We start from the raw sequence: 14,764 nt of genomic DNA on the forward strand, positions 1-14,764 counted from the left end.
TTGCTCCCAAAAACCAGGACGGCGCTCGTTGTGTGCCAGTAACGACCGCTCGGTGTTTGTGTAGGAAACCGATGGACCCGACCCCCGCCGAGCCGCCCCCCGGCTGCCTCGTACTGCTGCTCAGCCTGTCGGCCGAGATGACCGCGAGCGTGGTCACCGGGCGCGGCACGGCGGCGGCGTCCGCGGTCGGGCGCCAACTGGCCGCGGAGGTGCTCGAAGGGCTGGTGCGCGCGGTCGCGGCCGGGCACGCGGTCGGGCCGATCGACGTGGCCGTCCTGGGCTACCGCACGCCCAAAGACGGGATGCTTCAACTGATCTCGTTGTTGCCGGGCGGCGACCCGAAACCGCAATTCACACCGCTGGCGCGGATCGCGGAACAGGCCGCGCTCGAGCGCGGACCCGAGAACCAACCGCGGGAGTGGGTCGGGCTCCCCGCGTGCGAGGGCGAATCGTGCGCGCCCGCCGCGCTCGCGCGCGTGTACCAGTTGGTGTCGGTGTGGCTCACCGGGCGCTTCACCGCGCGCGCGCCGGTCGTGGTCCACTGCACCACCGCGGGGGCGCTCGACGACGTGTACATCCGCGTCGCGCGCTCGCTCCAACTCCTCGCAACGGCTCACGGCCAGCCGCGCGTACTGCACTACGTGTTCGATCCCGAGCCCGAGAGCGAGGTGGTGGAGCGGCTCGCGGAAGTTTCTGTCGAACTGCCGCGTAAAGAAAGGGCCGTGAAAATCACCCGGCGCGCGGTGTTCGTCAACGACTGGGACGTCCGTGACCCGCTGGGTGCGCTCTTCGCTTATTCTCCCCAAGAAGACACCGTCGCGTGGGCCTGGGCCGGCGCGGGGCTCAGTGCGGCCGCGACGATGTGGACCCAAAAGATGGGGAACGCGCCGGACCAGTGGGAGGACGCCTTCGCCCTGGACGAGGCCACCAGTGTGGCGGCCGTGGCCGACGGAGCGAGTGCCGGTATTTACTGCAGCATTTGGGCGCAGCAGTTGAGTCAGCGGTTCCTCACCGATCGGCCCGACGCGCGCGACCCGGCGGCGCTGGACCGGTGGGTGAACGGCCTACGTGCCGAGTGGCGCACCGCGATCAACTACAGCAACCTGAATTGGTCGAAACAGGCGAAGGTCGATCAGGTGGGCGCTGCGGCGACGCTCTTGGGGCTGGAACTCGGCCCCGCCGACGCGCGCGGCCGGCGCCCGTGGCGCGCCTGTGCGGTCGGCGACGCGAGCCTCTTCTGGGTCCGCGCCAACCGGTTGCGCGCCACGTTCCCGGTGGTCGCGGCCGATCAGTTCGGGTCCGCGCCGCTCCTGATCCGGTCGAACCCGGGCTTCCGAACACTGTCCCTCGCCGCCGCCGGAACGTGCGAGCCCGGCGACCGGTTCGTACTCGCGACCGATGCCGTTGCCGCCCGCCTGTTCCGGAGCCTGGTGACCGGTTACGATCTGGATTGGGGCCGGTTCGAGGCGCTCGACGAGGCCGAGTGGTGCGCGGAGATGGACGCGCTTCGCAAAGCGAATGACATGGTGAACGACGACTGCACGCTCGTCGTCCTCCGCGTTAGCGCGCCCGCGGGTGGTGTCGCAGCTCTGAACTCTGGTGCGGGCGAAGAGCCAGAAGAACTCCCCTTTGCGGACGGCGAGCCCCTCGTCGAAGACGTTCAAGCTTCGGAGCCGACAGGGCGCGTGGGCGCGAGGCCGCGAACCGGTGCCCCGTTCTTGCCCGAGGGGGAACTTCTTGCGGCCGATATCGCCGATGCCGACGATTGGGTGGTCGAGGAACCGTCCGATCTGCTCGAACCCGGGCCGGAAGAACTGCCCCCGCACGACAATTCCCAAGTAGCCAGGGACGATCTCCCGAAACCGACGGACCCGGGCGTCGGGCCGTGAAGAGTTTACCGCCCGGCGCCTGGGCCTTCGGGTGCGTATCTGGCTGCCACTGTCTCCTCACACCGCGGGCAGCTCGAAGCCCTTGCGGTACTCGCGGCCCAAGAGCTTGTTCGCTTCGGGCGAGTCGGTTGTCTCGGTCTTTGCATCAAAATTCAGCACGTTACCGGTGCGGAACGCGATGTTGCCCAGGTGACACAACCGCGTGCTCTTGTGCCCCTCCTCGATATCCGCGTTCGGTTGTGCGTCTCCGCGGACCGCGTCGATAAAGTTCTTCTGATGGGCCTTCAGCATGTCGGGGCCGCTCGGCTCCTTCACCTCTTCGCCGTCGCGGACGTGCCAGCCGTTGTTGTCGAAGAGGAGCGTCCCCTTCTCGCCGTGGAGGATGACGCCATACGACATTTTCTCCGGGCCGTTCTTCTCCCACACGCGGTGCTCCCACACCACCGTGCAGCCCGGGAACTCGAACGTCGCGGTCTGTGTGTCGGGCGTTTCCTGATCGTCGTCGAAGACGTATTTGCCGCCCATTGAAGAGATCCGCGTGGGCGCGTCGAGGCCGAGGACGTTACGGATCTGGTCCAGCCCGTGGATGCCGTTGTTACCGAGTTCACCGGTGCCGAGTTCCCAGAACCAGTGCCAGTTGTAATGGAAGCGGTTCGCGTTGAACGGGCGTGCTGGCGCCGGCCCCAAAAAGAGGTCGTAATCGACGCCCTTCGGCGGCGCGGCCTCGTCCGCCTTCTTCCCGATCGGTTTGCGGCTCCCCGCGATCCACGTGCGCGCGAACGGCACCTTCCCGAGCTTGCCGGCTTTGATGAACTCGCGCGCGGCGGCCACGTTGGTGGAACTCCGGCGCTGGGTGCCGACCTGGATCACCACCTTGTACTTGCGCGCGGCCTGCACCATGCGCCGCCCTTCGAGCAGGTCGTGCGAAACGGGCTTCTCGACGTATACGTGCTTCCCGCGCTCCGCGGCCCAGATCGTCGCGAGCGCGTGCCAGTGGTCCGGGGCCGACACGACCACCGCTGTCACCGATTTGTCTTCCAGTACCTTGCGGATGTCGGTTTCGACCTTCGGCGGCGACTCGGGGTTCTTGAGCGCGTCAAGTACGGGCTTCACCATCGCCGGATCGGGATCAACGACGTGCGAAATCTCGACGCCGGGCACGGACGCGAAGCCGGGAACGAGCTGCTTGCCGCGCGTGCGCAGGCCCATCACCGCGAGTTTGACTTTCGCGTTCGGACCGTTCGCGGCGCGGTTGTAGGAAGCCGCGGACAGCGTGAGAGCGGACGTGGCGAGGAACTGACGACGAGTTGCGGACACGGCAGCGCTCCGGGGAGAAGATTTGTGACACGAGGCATGGTAACCTGTGCAGCAGACCAGCAAAAGACAGAGAACAGAGGTCAGAAGACAGAGGTCAGAAGACGGAGAACAGAAGAGGGCACAGAAGGCGGAAATCTTGGCGATTTCGCTATTATTCTTTGTACGAAGTGCTCTCTGATCTCTGTCCTCTGCCTTCTGACCTCTCCGGCTTCGACCGTGGCTTATCCCTCGACCTTTGAGGCTCTCCATGACACGCCTTGCGACTCTCCTGTTACTCCTCGCAACGCCTCCCCTTGTGGCCGCCGACCGCGCCGATATCCTCGTTGCGGACTTCGAGGGCGAGACTTACGCCAATGGCTGGAAGACCACGGGCACCGCGTTCGGCAAGGGACCGGCGCGCGGAACGCTCCCGAACCAGATGAACGTAACCGGCTTTCTCGGGAAGGGGTTGGTGAACAGCTTCGCGGGCGGGGACGACAGCACCGGCACACTCACGTCACCGGAAATCACCATCGACCGCAAGTACATCAACTTCCTCATTGGGGGTGGGAAGCATCCGGGGAAGACGTGCATCAACTTGCTCGTTGATGGCAAGGCGGTTCGCACTGCGACCGGACCGAACGGCCAAGCCGGTGGGTCCGAACACCTCGACTGGCACACGTGGGACGTGAGCGACCTCGCGGGCAAGAAGGCGGTTATCGAGATCGTGGACGAGCAGAAGGGCGGGTGGGGGCACATCAACATCGACCACATCGTTCAGAGCGACGCGAAGAAGCAGGCCGAACTGAAGTCGCAAGTGCTCGAAATTGGGGAATCGTATCTGCACTTCCCGGTGAAGACCGGCGCCCCGATGCGCCGCGTGAAGTTCCTCGTCGGTCAGGACGTGGTGCGCGAGTTTGACATCGAGCTGGCCGCGCACGGTCAGGCGAGCTTCTGGGCGGCTTCCGACGTGACCACGTTTAAGGGAAAGAAGCTGACCGTCGAAGTTATGCTTCCGGCCGACGCGAAGCTCGCGGACCTCATCGTGGCGTCCGACAAGTGGCCAGCGGCGGACAAAGTGTACCAGGAGAAGCACCGGCCACTGTTCCACTTCACCAGTCGCGTCGGGTGGCTGAACGACCCCAATGGCTTGGTGTTCGCGGACGGGGAATGGCACCTGTTCTACCAGCACAACCCGTTCGGGCGCGAATGGGGCAACATGCACTGGGGCCATGCGACCAGCAAAGACCTCGTCCGCTGGAAGGAAGAGGGGATCGCGCTCTACCCGAAGAAGTACGACGATTTCGCGTTCTCCGGGTCGGCCGTGCTCGACAAGAACAATACCTCTGGTTGGGGCACAAAAGAGAAACCGCCGCTCGTGTTGGCGTACACGAGTACCGGGCGCGGCGAGTGCATCGCGTACAGCACGGACCGGGGGCGCACCTGGAAGGAGCACGACAAGAACCCCGTGGTGAAGCACGCCGGGCGCGACCCGAAGCTGATCTGGCTCGAAAAGGCGAAGCACTGGGTGATGGCGGTTTACGACGAGACCGACAAGAAACAGTGGATCGCGTTCTACACGTCACCGGACCTGAAAGCGTGGACGTTTACGAGCCGCATTGAGGGCTTCTTCGAGTGCCCGGACCTGTTCGAGCTGCCGGTTGAGGGGCAGGAGCCCGGCGGGGCGATGAACCCTTGGGTACTGTATGCGGCCGACGGCAAATACCTGCTCGGCGATTTCGACGGCAAGGAGTTCAAGCCCCACTTCAAGGAGAAGAAGCAGCTCTGGTACGGCCGATTCTATGCGGCGCAAACGTTCGATAACGGTCCGGCAACGGGCGGGCGCCCACCGCGGCGGGTGCAAATCGGGTGGGCACAGGGCGTCACGTTCCCCGGAACGGCGTTCAATCAACAGATGACGGTGCCGGTCGAACTCCAGTTAATCTCCACCCGGAACGGGCCGTCCCTGCGGGCGCGACCGGTGCGGGAACTGGAATCGCTGCGGGACACGGACAAGCCGATCGCACCGATAAAAGACGCGACCAGGAACGGGGCAACGACCCTGGCCGAAGATCTGGACGCATTCGAGCTGCTCCTGACGAGCATTTCCAGCCACGGGTATACCCTCGACATCCGCGGGACGAAGCTCGTCTACGACGCGGACAAGGGGACACTGACCTGTAACGGCGTGACCGCGCCCGTCAGTCCCCGGGCCGGCTCCCTCTTTCTCAGAGTGTTCGTGGACCGCGGCTCGATCGAGGTGTTCACCAACGGCGGTGCAACCGCAATGTCGATCGCCGCGATTCCCGATGAGAAGAACACAAAGTTGCAATTCATTCCGGTGAAGGACGGTACGATCATCCGCTCGGCCCAGGTGTACCGCATGAAGTCCGCGTGGGGGAAGTAACCCGTGTCCGTCATCGTCGTCGACTGCCCCGGCTGCCCGGCGAAGCTCAGTGCGCCGGAGACGGCCGCGGGGAAACAGATCCGGTGCCCGAAGTGCGGCGCGGTCGCGACCGTGCCCGCGCTCGTTCAGGCCGAAGAAGTGCCGGTAGTTGAGGGGACGCCGGCACCACCAAAGTCTCGGCCGAAACCGGTCGCGGTCGATGACGACGAGAATTACGAGCGTGCGCGGGCGCCGCGCGCGGAAGAAGACGACGAGGAAGACGAGCGCCCGCGCAAGAAAAAGCGCCGACGGGCCGCCGATGACGACGACCCGCCGCGTAAACGGCGGCGAAAGAGTGGCGGCGTGTCCGCGGGGATCATCGTCCTCGCCGTGGTCGGTGGTTTGTTGCTTGTGTGTGGGATCGGTTTCGGTATTTATGCGCTCACCGGTAAGAACTCGCTCTTCGCAAAGAAAACGCCGGTGCCGGCCGGGTGGAAGGAGTACAGCTATCCGCAGGACGGGTTCAAGGCGTACTTCCCGAGCGAACCGACGACGGGGATGAACATGCAGTTCGGTCCGGGTGGGGGCGAAATCCCCCAAATGGAATCGATGCGCACGTACACGACCGACGGGTTCGGCGGCAAAGACCGCGTGAGCATTACGGTGCAGGTGATGCGGTTCCGCTCATCGCTCCCGCGGGCGGCACGCGACGCGATGGGAAATATCGACGGCCGGTTCGCGGGCGGGTCGGTTCAGCGGGTGCGGTGGTTGGGGGGCGACGCCGCCGAAATGGAGTTGGGCGGGACGCTGACGCGAGTCGTGTACCTCGACAAAGCGGTAATCATGGTCCAGATCACCGGGCCGAACGGCGCGCGGGCGAAGCCGGAGGAAGAGGCCGCCTTCTTCGACAACTTCGAGGTAACGAAGTGACCGCTGGTCCCGCTACGCGCTCGCGAGCTCGACCGCCCGCAGAACGCGCAGCGGGTGGTCGGTTTGAATAGTGTCGATGCCCCAACTCATGGCCGTGCGGTACTGCTTCACCGATTCGTTGAGCCCGAGTGCATCAGAGAACACCTTGATGCCCTTCTCGTGGCACGCGGCGATCATTTCCTTTGAGAGAATCCGCCAGTTCGCGTCCACGCCGTAGGGCTTGATTTCCGCGACGTGTTCCAAATCCGCAACTGCCTTTAGGGGCGGAATCGCGCGCACGCGGGCGTCGAGCTTCATCAACCTCGCGCAGTACGCGACCGATTGATAAACGACGTGGCGCTCGAACAGATCGTACTCCTTGATCGCGGCGAGTAACGCTTCCGGGCTGATGTCCTTGGCGTCGAGATAGACACCCGTTTTGTTGCCGAGGGCCGCGAGTCCTTCGGCCAGAGTCGGTACGCGCGTGCCTGCGAACGGTTTGCCGAACCATTCTCCGGCGTCGAGCTTCTGAACTTCTTCCAGCGTGAGATCGCTGACCTTTCCCGTGCCGTTCGTCGTGCGGTTCACGGTCGAATCATGCACCAGTACGAACTTGCCGTCCTTCGTCGTGCGGATGTCGATCTCCACGAAATCCGCACCGAGCGCAACGGCAGTCTTGATAGCGGGGAGCGTATTTTCGGGTGCATACCGGTTCGCTCCGCGGTGACACGCGACCATCACCGGCCACTTCGTGATTCGCTTCCGGGCTGCCGCGGTGAGCACGCCGGCCGGGTTATCGGTCTGGAGCCAGTCCGCGCCCGTCGCGATCATGTTGATCCACGTCTCGCGATTGTCCCATTCCGAGCCAAGCACCTTGGCCTGAACGATAATTCCGGCCGCGTGGAACTTCTTGCACAGCTCCGCAGTCACTTCGTCGGCGTCGATCTCGACCGCGGTCGGGGCGATGTCTTTCACGAACGTATCGAAGTCGTCCTTCGGGCGGTACTTGGTCATCGTGGGGACGGTGGCGTTGCTCGCCTTGCGGACCGCGGCAATCGTCGCGGGGGTGTCGTAGACGACGACCTGTTTTTCCATTTTCGCCGCGCGGATCTCCTTCACCAGCAGTTCGGGATCGATCTTCTTGCAGTCCAGATAGAGGTTCACCTTCCCCTTCGCGATGCCGAGAGCTTCTGCGAGCGAGAGCACGCGCGCGTCTTTGAAGCGCGGTGCGATCCACGACCCGGCGTCGAGTTTCTGAATTTCCTCCAGCGAAAGGTTCGCGACGGGGCCGCGCCCGGTTGTGGTGCGGTCCAGGCGCTCGTCGTGGCAAATGACGTGTTTCCCGTCTTTCGTGAGCCGCACATCGATCTCAGCCCACTCGATGTAATCGGACGCGCACGCTTCGAGCGCGAACTGAGTGTTTTCCGGTACGAGAGCCGCAACCCCGCGGTGCGCTATCACCTGCACTGGGCGCGGCGGGTCCACCGGCTCGAAGAACGGGAACCGCTTTAGTTGTTCCGCACGAACAGGGAGCGCGCCGACCGCGAGTGCGGCCGACGACGCGAGGAACGATCGGCGCGAGAGGGGAACCGTCATTTGGCGTCGCCTTCCTTCACCCAGGCTTCAGTAAAGCGGGCGTGTTTCATGCTCTTGCCGTCGGCCACGAAGTAGCTGTACACCGCGTGGATACCGCCGTCCTTGGCCTGAATGATGGCCGGGTAGTGGTACGACCCGGTGTCGTGCTTTTCCAGGTGCCGCGTCCACTTCCAGGTTTTGCCCTCGTCGTCCGAGAGCGACACTGCGAGGCTGCTGCGACCCCGCGTGGTGTCGTTGTAAATGAGAGCCCAGTTGCCGCTCGCGAGGCGCACGGCGTCCAGTCCGCTGCCCGGGTTAGGCAACTCGCTCGAAGTGACCGTGCCCCACGATTCGCCCTTATCCTTCGACTCCGCGACGCGGATCTTCTTGAACACGCCGTTCTCGCGCATGTACGCGATCAGCGTGCCGTCCTTGCGCTCCAGAACTGCGGGTTGAATGTTGCCGAACCCCGCGATCGGTTGCGACGCGGTCCACGTCTTCCCGCCGTCGTCGCTGATCGCCATGAGGCCCGCGGAGTACGTGTCCGAGTACAGCGGGAGCAGGATGCGCCCGGAGGCGAGTTGGATCGGCTTGCAGCGCGGTTGCCAGCCCAGGCGCGAGAGTAACTTGTCGCCGACGCGCTTCTTCACGACGTCGTCGCCGAGCGAAACCGGGAGCTTGGTCGCGTCGCTGATCTGCTTCTTCCAGGTGCCGAACTCGCGGAGCATCACCTCCTCGAAGTTCTTCGGCTTGAGCAGGATCGTGTCCTGCCACGTCCACTTCGGCGTACCGTCCTTTTGGAAGTCCGACGACACGCGGTACTGCGTGATGCACGACTCCCACGAGTTTGCAATAATCACTGGCCAGAACAACCAGAGCTTGTCGTCCTTGTCGACCCACATGGTCGTGTTGCAGTCCGGGAACCCGGGCGTGTCGACCATCAGGAACGCGGCGCCCCACTCGGTCGCCTTCGTTTTCTTCCGAGCACCGTACACGGCAACGTCGTCGGCGGAGCGCTCGCCGCTCCCGCGGTACCACGACACGAGCAAATCCCCGTTAGGGCACTCAACGATCCCCGGTGCGTGGTTGTGTTGCTTGTGCAACGGGAACACGAGTTCGGACGTGAATTCGGGCTTGTCTGAAGAACCTATCCCCCCGTCCCCCCTCGCCTCTTGTGAGGGGGAACCCCCTCCGGGTTCCCCCTGCAACCCCCTCCTGCTAGGGAAGGGGGAGAAAGAACCATCGAACACAGGTGCAGCCTTAAGCACAGCGACGTCGCGCGCCGGCTCCCCCTTCCCTTTAGGGAGGGGGGATGGGGGGGTAGGTTGTGCCTGTAACCCCTCCCCAACCCCTCCTCTAAGCGGAGAGGGGCTTAAAACCGCCACAGATTGCTTCACGTCTGCTGTATTTGGTTCTGTTCCCCCTTCCTTCGCCGCCGGTCCGCGAGAAGCTCCGCTGACAGGACCGGCGAGAACAGAGGCGAAGGGGGTTGGGGGGTTAGGTTGCCTTTGAGGGTTCGGCTTCTTCTCCTCCGGCACCCGCCCGGGTTCGCGAGTGTTTTTCCCAACGCGCTTGGTGAGCGAATCGCCCAAGTCCTCGCGTGCGGATTCAGCGAACGCCAGTAGGCGCTTCACGACGTCCGGGTTCGCGTCCGCGACGTTCTTCGATTCACCCACGTCCGCGTCGAGGTCGTATAGCTCGGGCACCTCGATCTTCACTTGCTTGTACTTGCCCGGTGTCCCGTCTTTGCCCTGCGGTTGGCCGGCCATCGTGCGGTACGTGTGTGGGAGGATCAGCTTCCATTTGCCGCTGCGGACGGCCTGGAGCTCGTTCGCGTTGTAGTAGTGAAAGTAGACTTCTTGCGGAGACTTCGCGTTCGGCTCGCCACGAAGGAGCGCGCCGATGTCCTTGCCGTCGATCTTGGTTTTGGGAAGATCGGCGCCGATGATCTTGGCAACGGTGGGGAGCACGTCGATCGTCATGGCCGGTTCGCGGCACACGGAGCCGGCGAGGATCTTTGCCGGCCAGCGCGCGACGAACGGCACCCGCACCCCGCCCTCCCAGACGGTCCCCTTGCCCTCGCGTAGTTGCCCCGCAGCGCCGGCGTGGTTGCCGTAACTGAGCCAGGGGCCGTTGTCGCATGTGAAGATCACGAGCGTGTTGTCCGCGAGCTTGTGCTCGTCGAGCGCGCTGAGAATCTGGCCCACCGACCAGTCGATCTCCTGAATCACGTCGCCGTACAGCCCCTGTTTCGACTTACCCCGAAACGCTTCACTCGCGAACAGCGGGACGTGCGGCATCGAGTGCGCGACGTACAAGAAAAACGGCTCTGCCTTGTGTGCGGCGATGAAGTCCAGCGCGTGCTTGGTGTAGCGCTGGGTGAGCTGCGATTGGATTGCCGCGGTCACGTTCGGGTCGACGATTTTCTCGTTCTCAATGAGCGGGAGCGGCGGGTAAGTGCCCTTCTTCGCTTCCGGGTGCTCGGGCCACATGTCGTTGGAGTACGGCAGCCCGAAGTAGCTGTCGAAACCGTTTTTGGTGGGGAGGAATTGCGGGTGGTGGCCGAGGTGCCACTTCCCGACTATTCCGGTCGCGTACCCTTTACTCTTGCACACTTCCGCGAGCGTCGTTTCGTTCGCGTGAATGCCGTGGCGCGCGTTCGGCCCGAGCGCGCCGTGAATTCCGATGCGGTTCGCGTAGCAGCCCGTCAGGATCGACGCACGGCTCGCGGAGCACACCGGCTGCGACACGTGGAAGTCGGTGAACTTCACACCCTGTTTCGCGATCTTGTCGATGCTCGGCGTCGCAAAATCCTTCGCGCCGAAGCACCCCAAATCTCCGTAGCCCTGATCGTCGGTGAAGATCAGCACGACGTTGGGCGCATCCGCCGCGTGGAGAGGGGCCGTGAAAAGGAACAACGCCGCGAGTGTGGGGAGTGTGTGTTTCATGGGGCACACGATACCCCGCCCGCCCGCGCTCCGCCAGTGGGCGGGTTGTAAGCAGGAGACGGGTTTCTGGTATGATCCCCGAAGACGCTCGCACGTCTCATCCCGGAGGACTCATGTTCCGCTTCACACTTCTCGCCGCTGTCGCCGGCGCTCTTGCGTCAACCGCCACCGCGCGAGCCGATGACTGGCCACAGTGGATGGGACCGAATCGCGACGACGTATGGGCCGAAACCGGTATCGTGAAATCGTTCCCGGAGAGCGGACTCAAACCGCTCTGGAGTGTCCCCATCAGCGCCGGGTACGCGGGGCCGGCGGTGGCCAACGGGCGCGTGTACGTTCCCAGCCGCGAGCTGGCGAAGGGCGCGAAGAACCCGGACGACCCGTTCGACACGAAACAAGAAGTGAAGAGCATCGAGCGCGTGCAGTGCTTCGATGCGAAGACCGGCAAAGAGATCTGGAAGCACGAGTACGACTGCCCGTACCAGATCAGCTACCCGGCCGGTCCGCGCTGCACCCCTACCGTCGACGAGGGGAAGGTCTACACGCTCGGTGCGATGGGGCACCTGTTCTGCCTCAATGCCGCGGACGGTAAGGTGATCTGGTCGAAGAACTTTATCAAGGACTACAAGGCGAAGGCGCCGACGTGGGGCTTCTGCGGGCACCCGCTCGTCTACAAGAACCTGCTCATCTGTTTGGTGGGCGGCGAAAAGGCGACCGCAGTCGCGTTCGACAAGGACACGGGCGCTGAGAAGTGGACGTCGCTCGAGGCCCGCGAACCGGGCTACTGTCCGCCCACGCTCATCAAAGCGGGTGGGGTCGATCAGGTCGTGATCTGGCACGCCGCCGCTCTCAACGGCCTCGATCCGCTCACCGGCAAAGTGTACTGGACCACCGAACTGGAGCCGATGTACGGCATGTCCATCATGGGTCCGCGGCAACACGGTGATCGGTTGTTCGCGGGCGGCATCGGCGTGAGCGCGGTGCTGAAACTGGACAAAGACAAGCCGGGCGTAACGGTGCTGTGGAAGGAAGCGGCCGACAAGGGCGGCGGGAAGCTGCCGAAGGAGCGCGGGCTGTACCCGGTGAACATGACCCCGTTCGTGGACGCGGGCACGATCTACGGCGCCGATCAACCCGGGATGTTCCGTGCGGTCGAACTGGAGACCGGCAAGAAGCTGTGGTTCACGTACAAGCCGGTGATCGGCAAAGAGGAAGCGGAAGACTTCAAGGGGGCCGGTTCGGGCACCGCGTTCGTGGTGAAGAACGGGGAGCGCTACTTCCTATTCGCCGAAACGGGCGATCTTATCATCGCGAAACTCACCCCGAAGGGTTACGAGGAGCTGAGCCGGACCAAGCTACTCGAACCGACCGGGGCCGCGTTCGGCCGCAAGGTACTGTGGACACACCCCGCGTTCGCGAACAAGTGCGTGTTCGTCCGCAACGACAAGGAGCTCGCGTGCTTCTCGCTCGCGGAGAAGTAATCCGGGCAACGGTAAATGGAAGCGGCCCGCGGAGTTCAAGTCTCCGCGGGCCGCTTCCGTTTACCGAACAGTCTGCAACTTACTTCTTCTCGGTAAAGGCGTAGAGGAACTTGTCGCTACGAATGTAAAGCGTGTTGTGGGCGATGGCCGGCGTCGCGCGAACCGGCTCCGGCAGCTTCACGGAGTACGCCACGTCCGGCGCGTCCTCGCCCGCAACGATCACGGCCACAGTGCCCTCCAGGGATGCGATGTAGATGTGCCCGTTCGCCGCGACCGGCGACGCATAGTACCGGGCGCCGGCCTTTACGCGCTCGGCCTCGTACACGGGCTTACCAGTCTTCGCGTCGAGGCACGTCATCAGCGGACCGTCCTTGAGCAGGTACATCCGTTCGCGGTACACGACGGGACTGGGCACGTAGGGCAGGTTCTTGGTGTACGACCACGCGATCTCGCCCTTCCCGCCCGGTTTCAGAGCAACCGCACGGTTCTCACCACCCGCGAGCACTTTCATGTTTTCAGCCCACTCCTCGCGGGTGATCTTTCCGTCCTTGTTCGGGTCGTTGTTGTCGAAGAAGTTCCCGAACGGCGTCTTCGCGGCTCCGGCCTTTGTGAGGTGGCCGAGTTTGTCTTCCCCGGCCTGCTTCAGGATCTCGTCGAACGTGGGGAGTTTGAAGTCCGAGCCGCCGGGCGACCACCCCGAGTACACCAGCGTGTCTTTGAACACCACCGGTGTGGTGCAGGCGACCGCCGCCATCTTGTTGACGGCCCACAGCTCCTTACCCGATTGTAGATCGTACCCGGTGAGTGACGCCATGCCGGGGACAATCAGCACCTTCTTACCGCCGTCGTCCCACACTACCGGTGAGCTGAACGCGGTCTTCTGCTTGCGCTCGGTCTTCCACGCCTGCGAGCCGGTCGCGAGATCGATCGCGTACACGGCCGAATCTTTCGACAGGTCGCGCGCGAGCAACACGAGCCCGTCCGCAATGACCGGCGACGTACCGGTACCGAACTCGTTGTTCGTCACCGCCGTCGGCAGCTCGAACTTCCACTGCTCGTTCCCGTCGAGGTCGTAGCACACCAGGCCGCACGAGCCGAAGTAGCTCACGACCGTCTTCCCGTCGCTCGCGGGAGTGGACGCGGCCGGGCTGCCCTCGGTCGGGTGGAACGGTTCGATCTTCTTGGCCTTCGCCTCCTTGCGCCACAATTCCTTACCGTCGGTGCGGGAATAGCAGATGGTGAAGAGTTTGTTGTCCTCGAACGCGGTCAGCACGATCTTGTCGCCGATCACGATCGGTGACGACGCGCCCGGTGGAACCGCGACCTTCCACGCGAGATTCTCTTTCAATCCGAACTTTACCGGCGGCTTTTGGTCGTCCGCCACACCCGCCCCTGCCGGCCCGCGGAACTGTGCCCAGTCCGCGGCAGTGAGTAAGGGCGCGAGGGCGAGCGAGAGTGTTAAACTAGCAATCAATTTGGTCATTCATGACTCCGAGTAACGAACTGGCAGAGGCGAATTGGGGAGCGTATCAGCAGCTTCGGCGGAGTCCCAGGTCAGATGCGAATGATCGCGTCGTCCACCGAGAACCGCACCTTGGCGTTGCTCGCGTGTTTGTCTTCCGGCGACCGGTAGCCCGCGGTCGCGATCACCACCGACGCCAGCCCCTTCTCCTTCAGCCCGAGAATCTCGTCGTACTTGTCGCCCTGGAACCCCTCCATTGGGCACGCATCTACACCGACCAGCGCTGCCGCGGAGATGAACACACCCAGGGCGATGTACGCCTGGCGCGCGGCCCAGCGGTGCGCTTGCCCCGCATCCATCCGCGAGAGCGAACCGAGCATCATCTGCTTGAACGCATCGAGACTTTCGACCGTGACTCCGCGCACGTGCGCGGTTCGGGCAACGTAAGCCTCAATGTCTGCCGCGGTGGGCGGGTTCTTCGCGGCGAACACCACGAGGTGCGAGGCGTCCAGGATTTGCGCCTGGTTGTACGACACCGCGTGCAGTTGCGCCCGCACGCCCGGGTCCGTGACCACAACGAACTTCCACGGTTGCAGCCCGTAGGACGACGGCGCCAGCACGGGCGCCTGTTCGAGCTGCGCCCACAACTCGGGGGCGATCTTCTTCGTGGGGTCGAACTTCTTGGTGGCGTAGCGCCAGCCGAGTTGCGTCAAGACGGTTTCGGGCGGAACGGGCATGAAATCTCCGGATAAAGTGAACAACCGGGACAGAGCGTCGCCCCGGCCCCTCCCTATTAGACAGGGAAGGGAGCAGCACAA

General features: G+C 63.9%; 9 protein-coding genes. 4 read left to right on the top strand and 5 right to left on the bottom strand.

Annotated features, from left to right (window positions below; all coding sequences use genetic code 11):
* Window positions 1-71: 71 nt before the first annotated feature.
* Window positions 72-1,889: a hypothetical protein gene (locus J8F10_RS27520; RefSeq protein WP_210659491.1), complete on the top strand. Its 1,818-nt coding sequence runs from the start codon at window positions 72-74 to the stop codon at window positions 1,887-1,889.
* Between the two features lie 57 nt (window positions 1,890-1,946).
* On the opposite strand, the gene J8F10_RS27525 is transcribed toward J8F10_RS27520, so the two are convergent.
* Window positions 1,947-3,206, bottom strand: coding sequence for a Gfo/Idh/MocA family protein (locus J8F10_RS27525; RefSeq protein ID WP_210659492.1), 1,260 nt, complete (start codon window positions 3,204-3,206; stop codon window positions 1,947-1,949).
* Between the two features lie 247 nt (window positions 3,207-3,453).
* Here J8F10_RS27525 and J8F10_RS27530 point away from each other — a divergent pair, with 247 nt between their 5' ends.
* Complete coding sequence (locus J8F10_RS27530; protein WP_210659493.1) at window positions 3,454-5,592, top strand: glycoside hydrolase family 32 protein; 2,139 nt, start codon at window positions 3,454-3,456, stop codon at window positions 5,590-5,592.
* Between the two features lie 3 nt (window positions 5,593-5,595).
* Window positions 5,596-6,501: a hypothetical protein gene (locus tag J8F10_RS27535; RefSeq protein WP_210659494.1), complete on the top strand. Its 906-nt coding sequence runs from the start codon at window positions 5,596-5,598 to the stop codon at window positions 6,499-6,501.
* Between the two features lie 12 nt (window positions 6,502-6,513).
* Here the strand turns inward: J8F10_RS27535 and J8F10_RS27540 are convergent, their stop codons facing one another.
* Window positions 6,514-8,076: a glycerophosphodiester phosphodiesterase gene (locus tag J8F10_RS27540; RefSeq protein ID WP_210659495.1), complete on the bottom strand. Its 1,563-nt coding sequence runs from the start codon at window positions 8,074-8,076 to the stop codon at window positions 6,514-6,516.
* Complete coding sequence (locus J8F10_RS27545) at window positions 8,073-11,003, bottom strand: sulfatase-like hydrolase/transferase (RefSeq protein ID WP_210659497.1); 2,931 nt, start codon at window positions 11,001-11,003, stop codon at window positions 8,073-8,075. Before J8F10_RS27545 ends, J8F10_RS27540 begins: the two co-directional genes overlap by 4 nt.
* Window positions 11,004-11,116: 113 nt before the next feature.
* Here J8F10_RS27545 and J8F10_RS27550 point away from each other — a divergent pair, with 113 nt between their 5' ends.
* A complete protein-coding gene (locus J8F10_RS27550) occupies window positions 11,117-12,484 on the top strand; it encodes a PQQ-binding-like beta-propeller repeat protein (protein WP_246523607.1) in 1,368 nt (455 codons plus the stop codon).
* 79 nt (window positions 12,485-12,563) lie between these two features.
* Here the strand turns inward: J8F10_RS27550 and J8F10_RS27555 are convergent, their stop codons facing one another.
* Window positions 12,564-13,967, bottom strand: a complete 1,404-nt coding sequence (locus tag J8F10_RS27555) for an outer membrane protein assembly factor BamB family protein (protein ID WP_210659499.1) — start codon at window positions 13,965-13,967, stop codon at window positions 12,564-12,566.
* A 71-nt stretch (window positions 13,968-14,038) separates the two neighbouring features.
* Entirely contained in the window at window positions 14,039-14,683 is a 645-nt protein-coding gene (locus J8F10_RS27560; RefSeq protein ID WP_210659501.1) for an NAD(P)H-dependent oxidoreductase, read from the bottom strand.
* Window positions 14,684-14,764: the final 81 nt, after the last annotated feature.

This window comes from Gemmata palustris (assembly GCF_017939745.1).
GTDB lineage: Bacteria > Planctomycetota > Planctomycetia > Gemmatales > Gemmataceae > Gemmata > Gemmata palustris.

Excerpts from the sequence above, each read along its gene's own strand:
- J8F10_RS27560 (WP_210659501.1), bottom strand. The coding sequence starts at position 14,683 with ATGCCCGTTCCGCCCGAAACCGTCTTGACGCAACTCGGCTGGCGCTAC.
- J8F10_RS27550 (WP_246523607.1), top strand. The coding sequence starts at position 11,117 with ATGTTCCGCTTCACACTTCTCGCCGCTGTCGCCGGCGCTCTTGCGTCA.
- J8F10_RS27545 (WP_210659497.1), bottom strand. The coding sequence starts at position 11,003 with ATGAAACACACACTCCCCACACTCGCGGCGTTGTTCCTTTTCACGGCC.
- J8F10_RS27530 (WP_210659493.1), top strand. The coding sequence starts at position 3,454 with ATGACACGCCTTGCGACTCTCCTGTTACTCCTCGCAACGCCTCCCCTT.
- J8F10_RS27540 (WP_210659495.1), bottom strand. The coding sequence starts at position 8,076 with ATGACGGTTCCCCTCTCGCGCCGATCGTTCCTCGCGTCGTCGGCCGCA.
- J8F10_RS27555 (WP_210659499.1), bottom strand. The coding sequence starts at position 13,967 with ATGACCAAATTGATTGCTAGTTTAACACTCTCGCTCGCCCTCGCGCCC.
- J8F10_RS27520 (WP_210659491.1), top strand. The coding sequence starts at position 72 with ATGGACCCGACCCCCGCCGAGCCGCCCCCCGGCTGCCTCGTACTGCTG.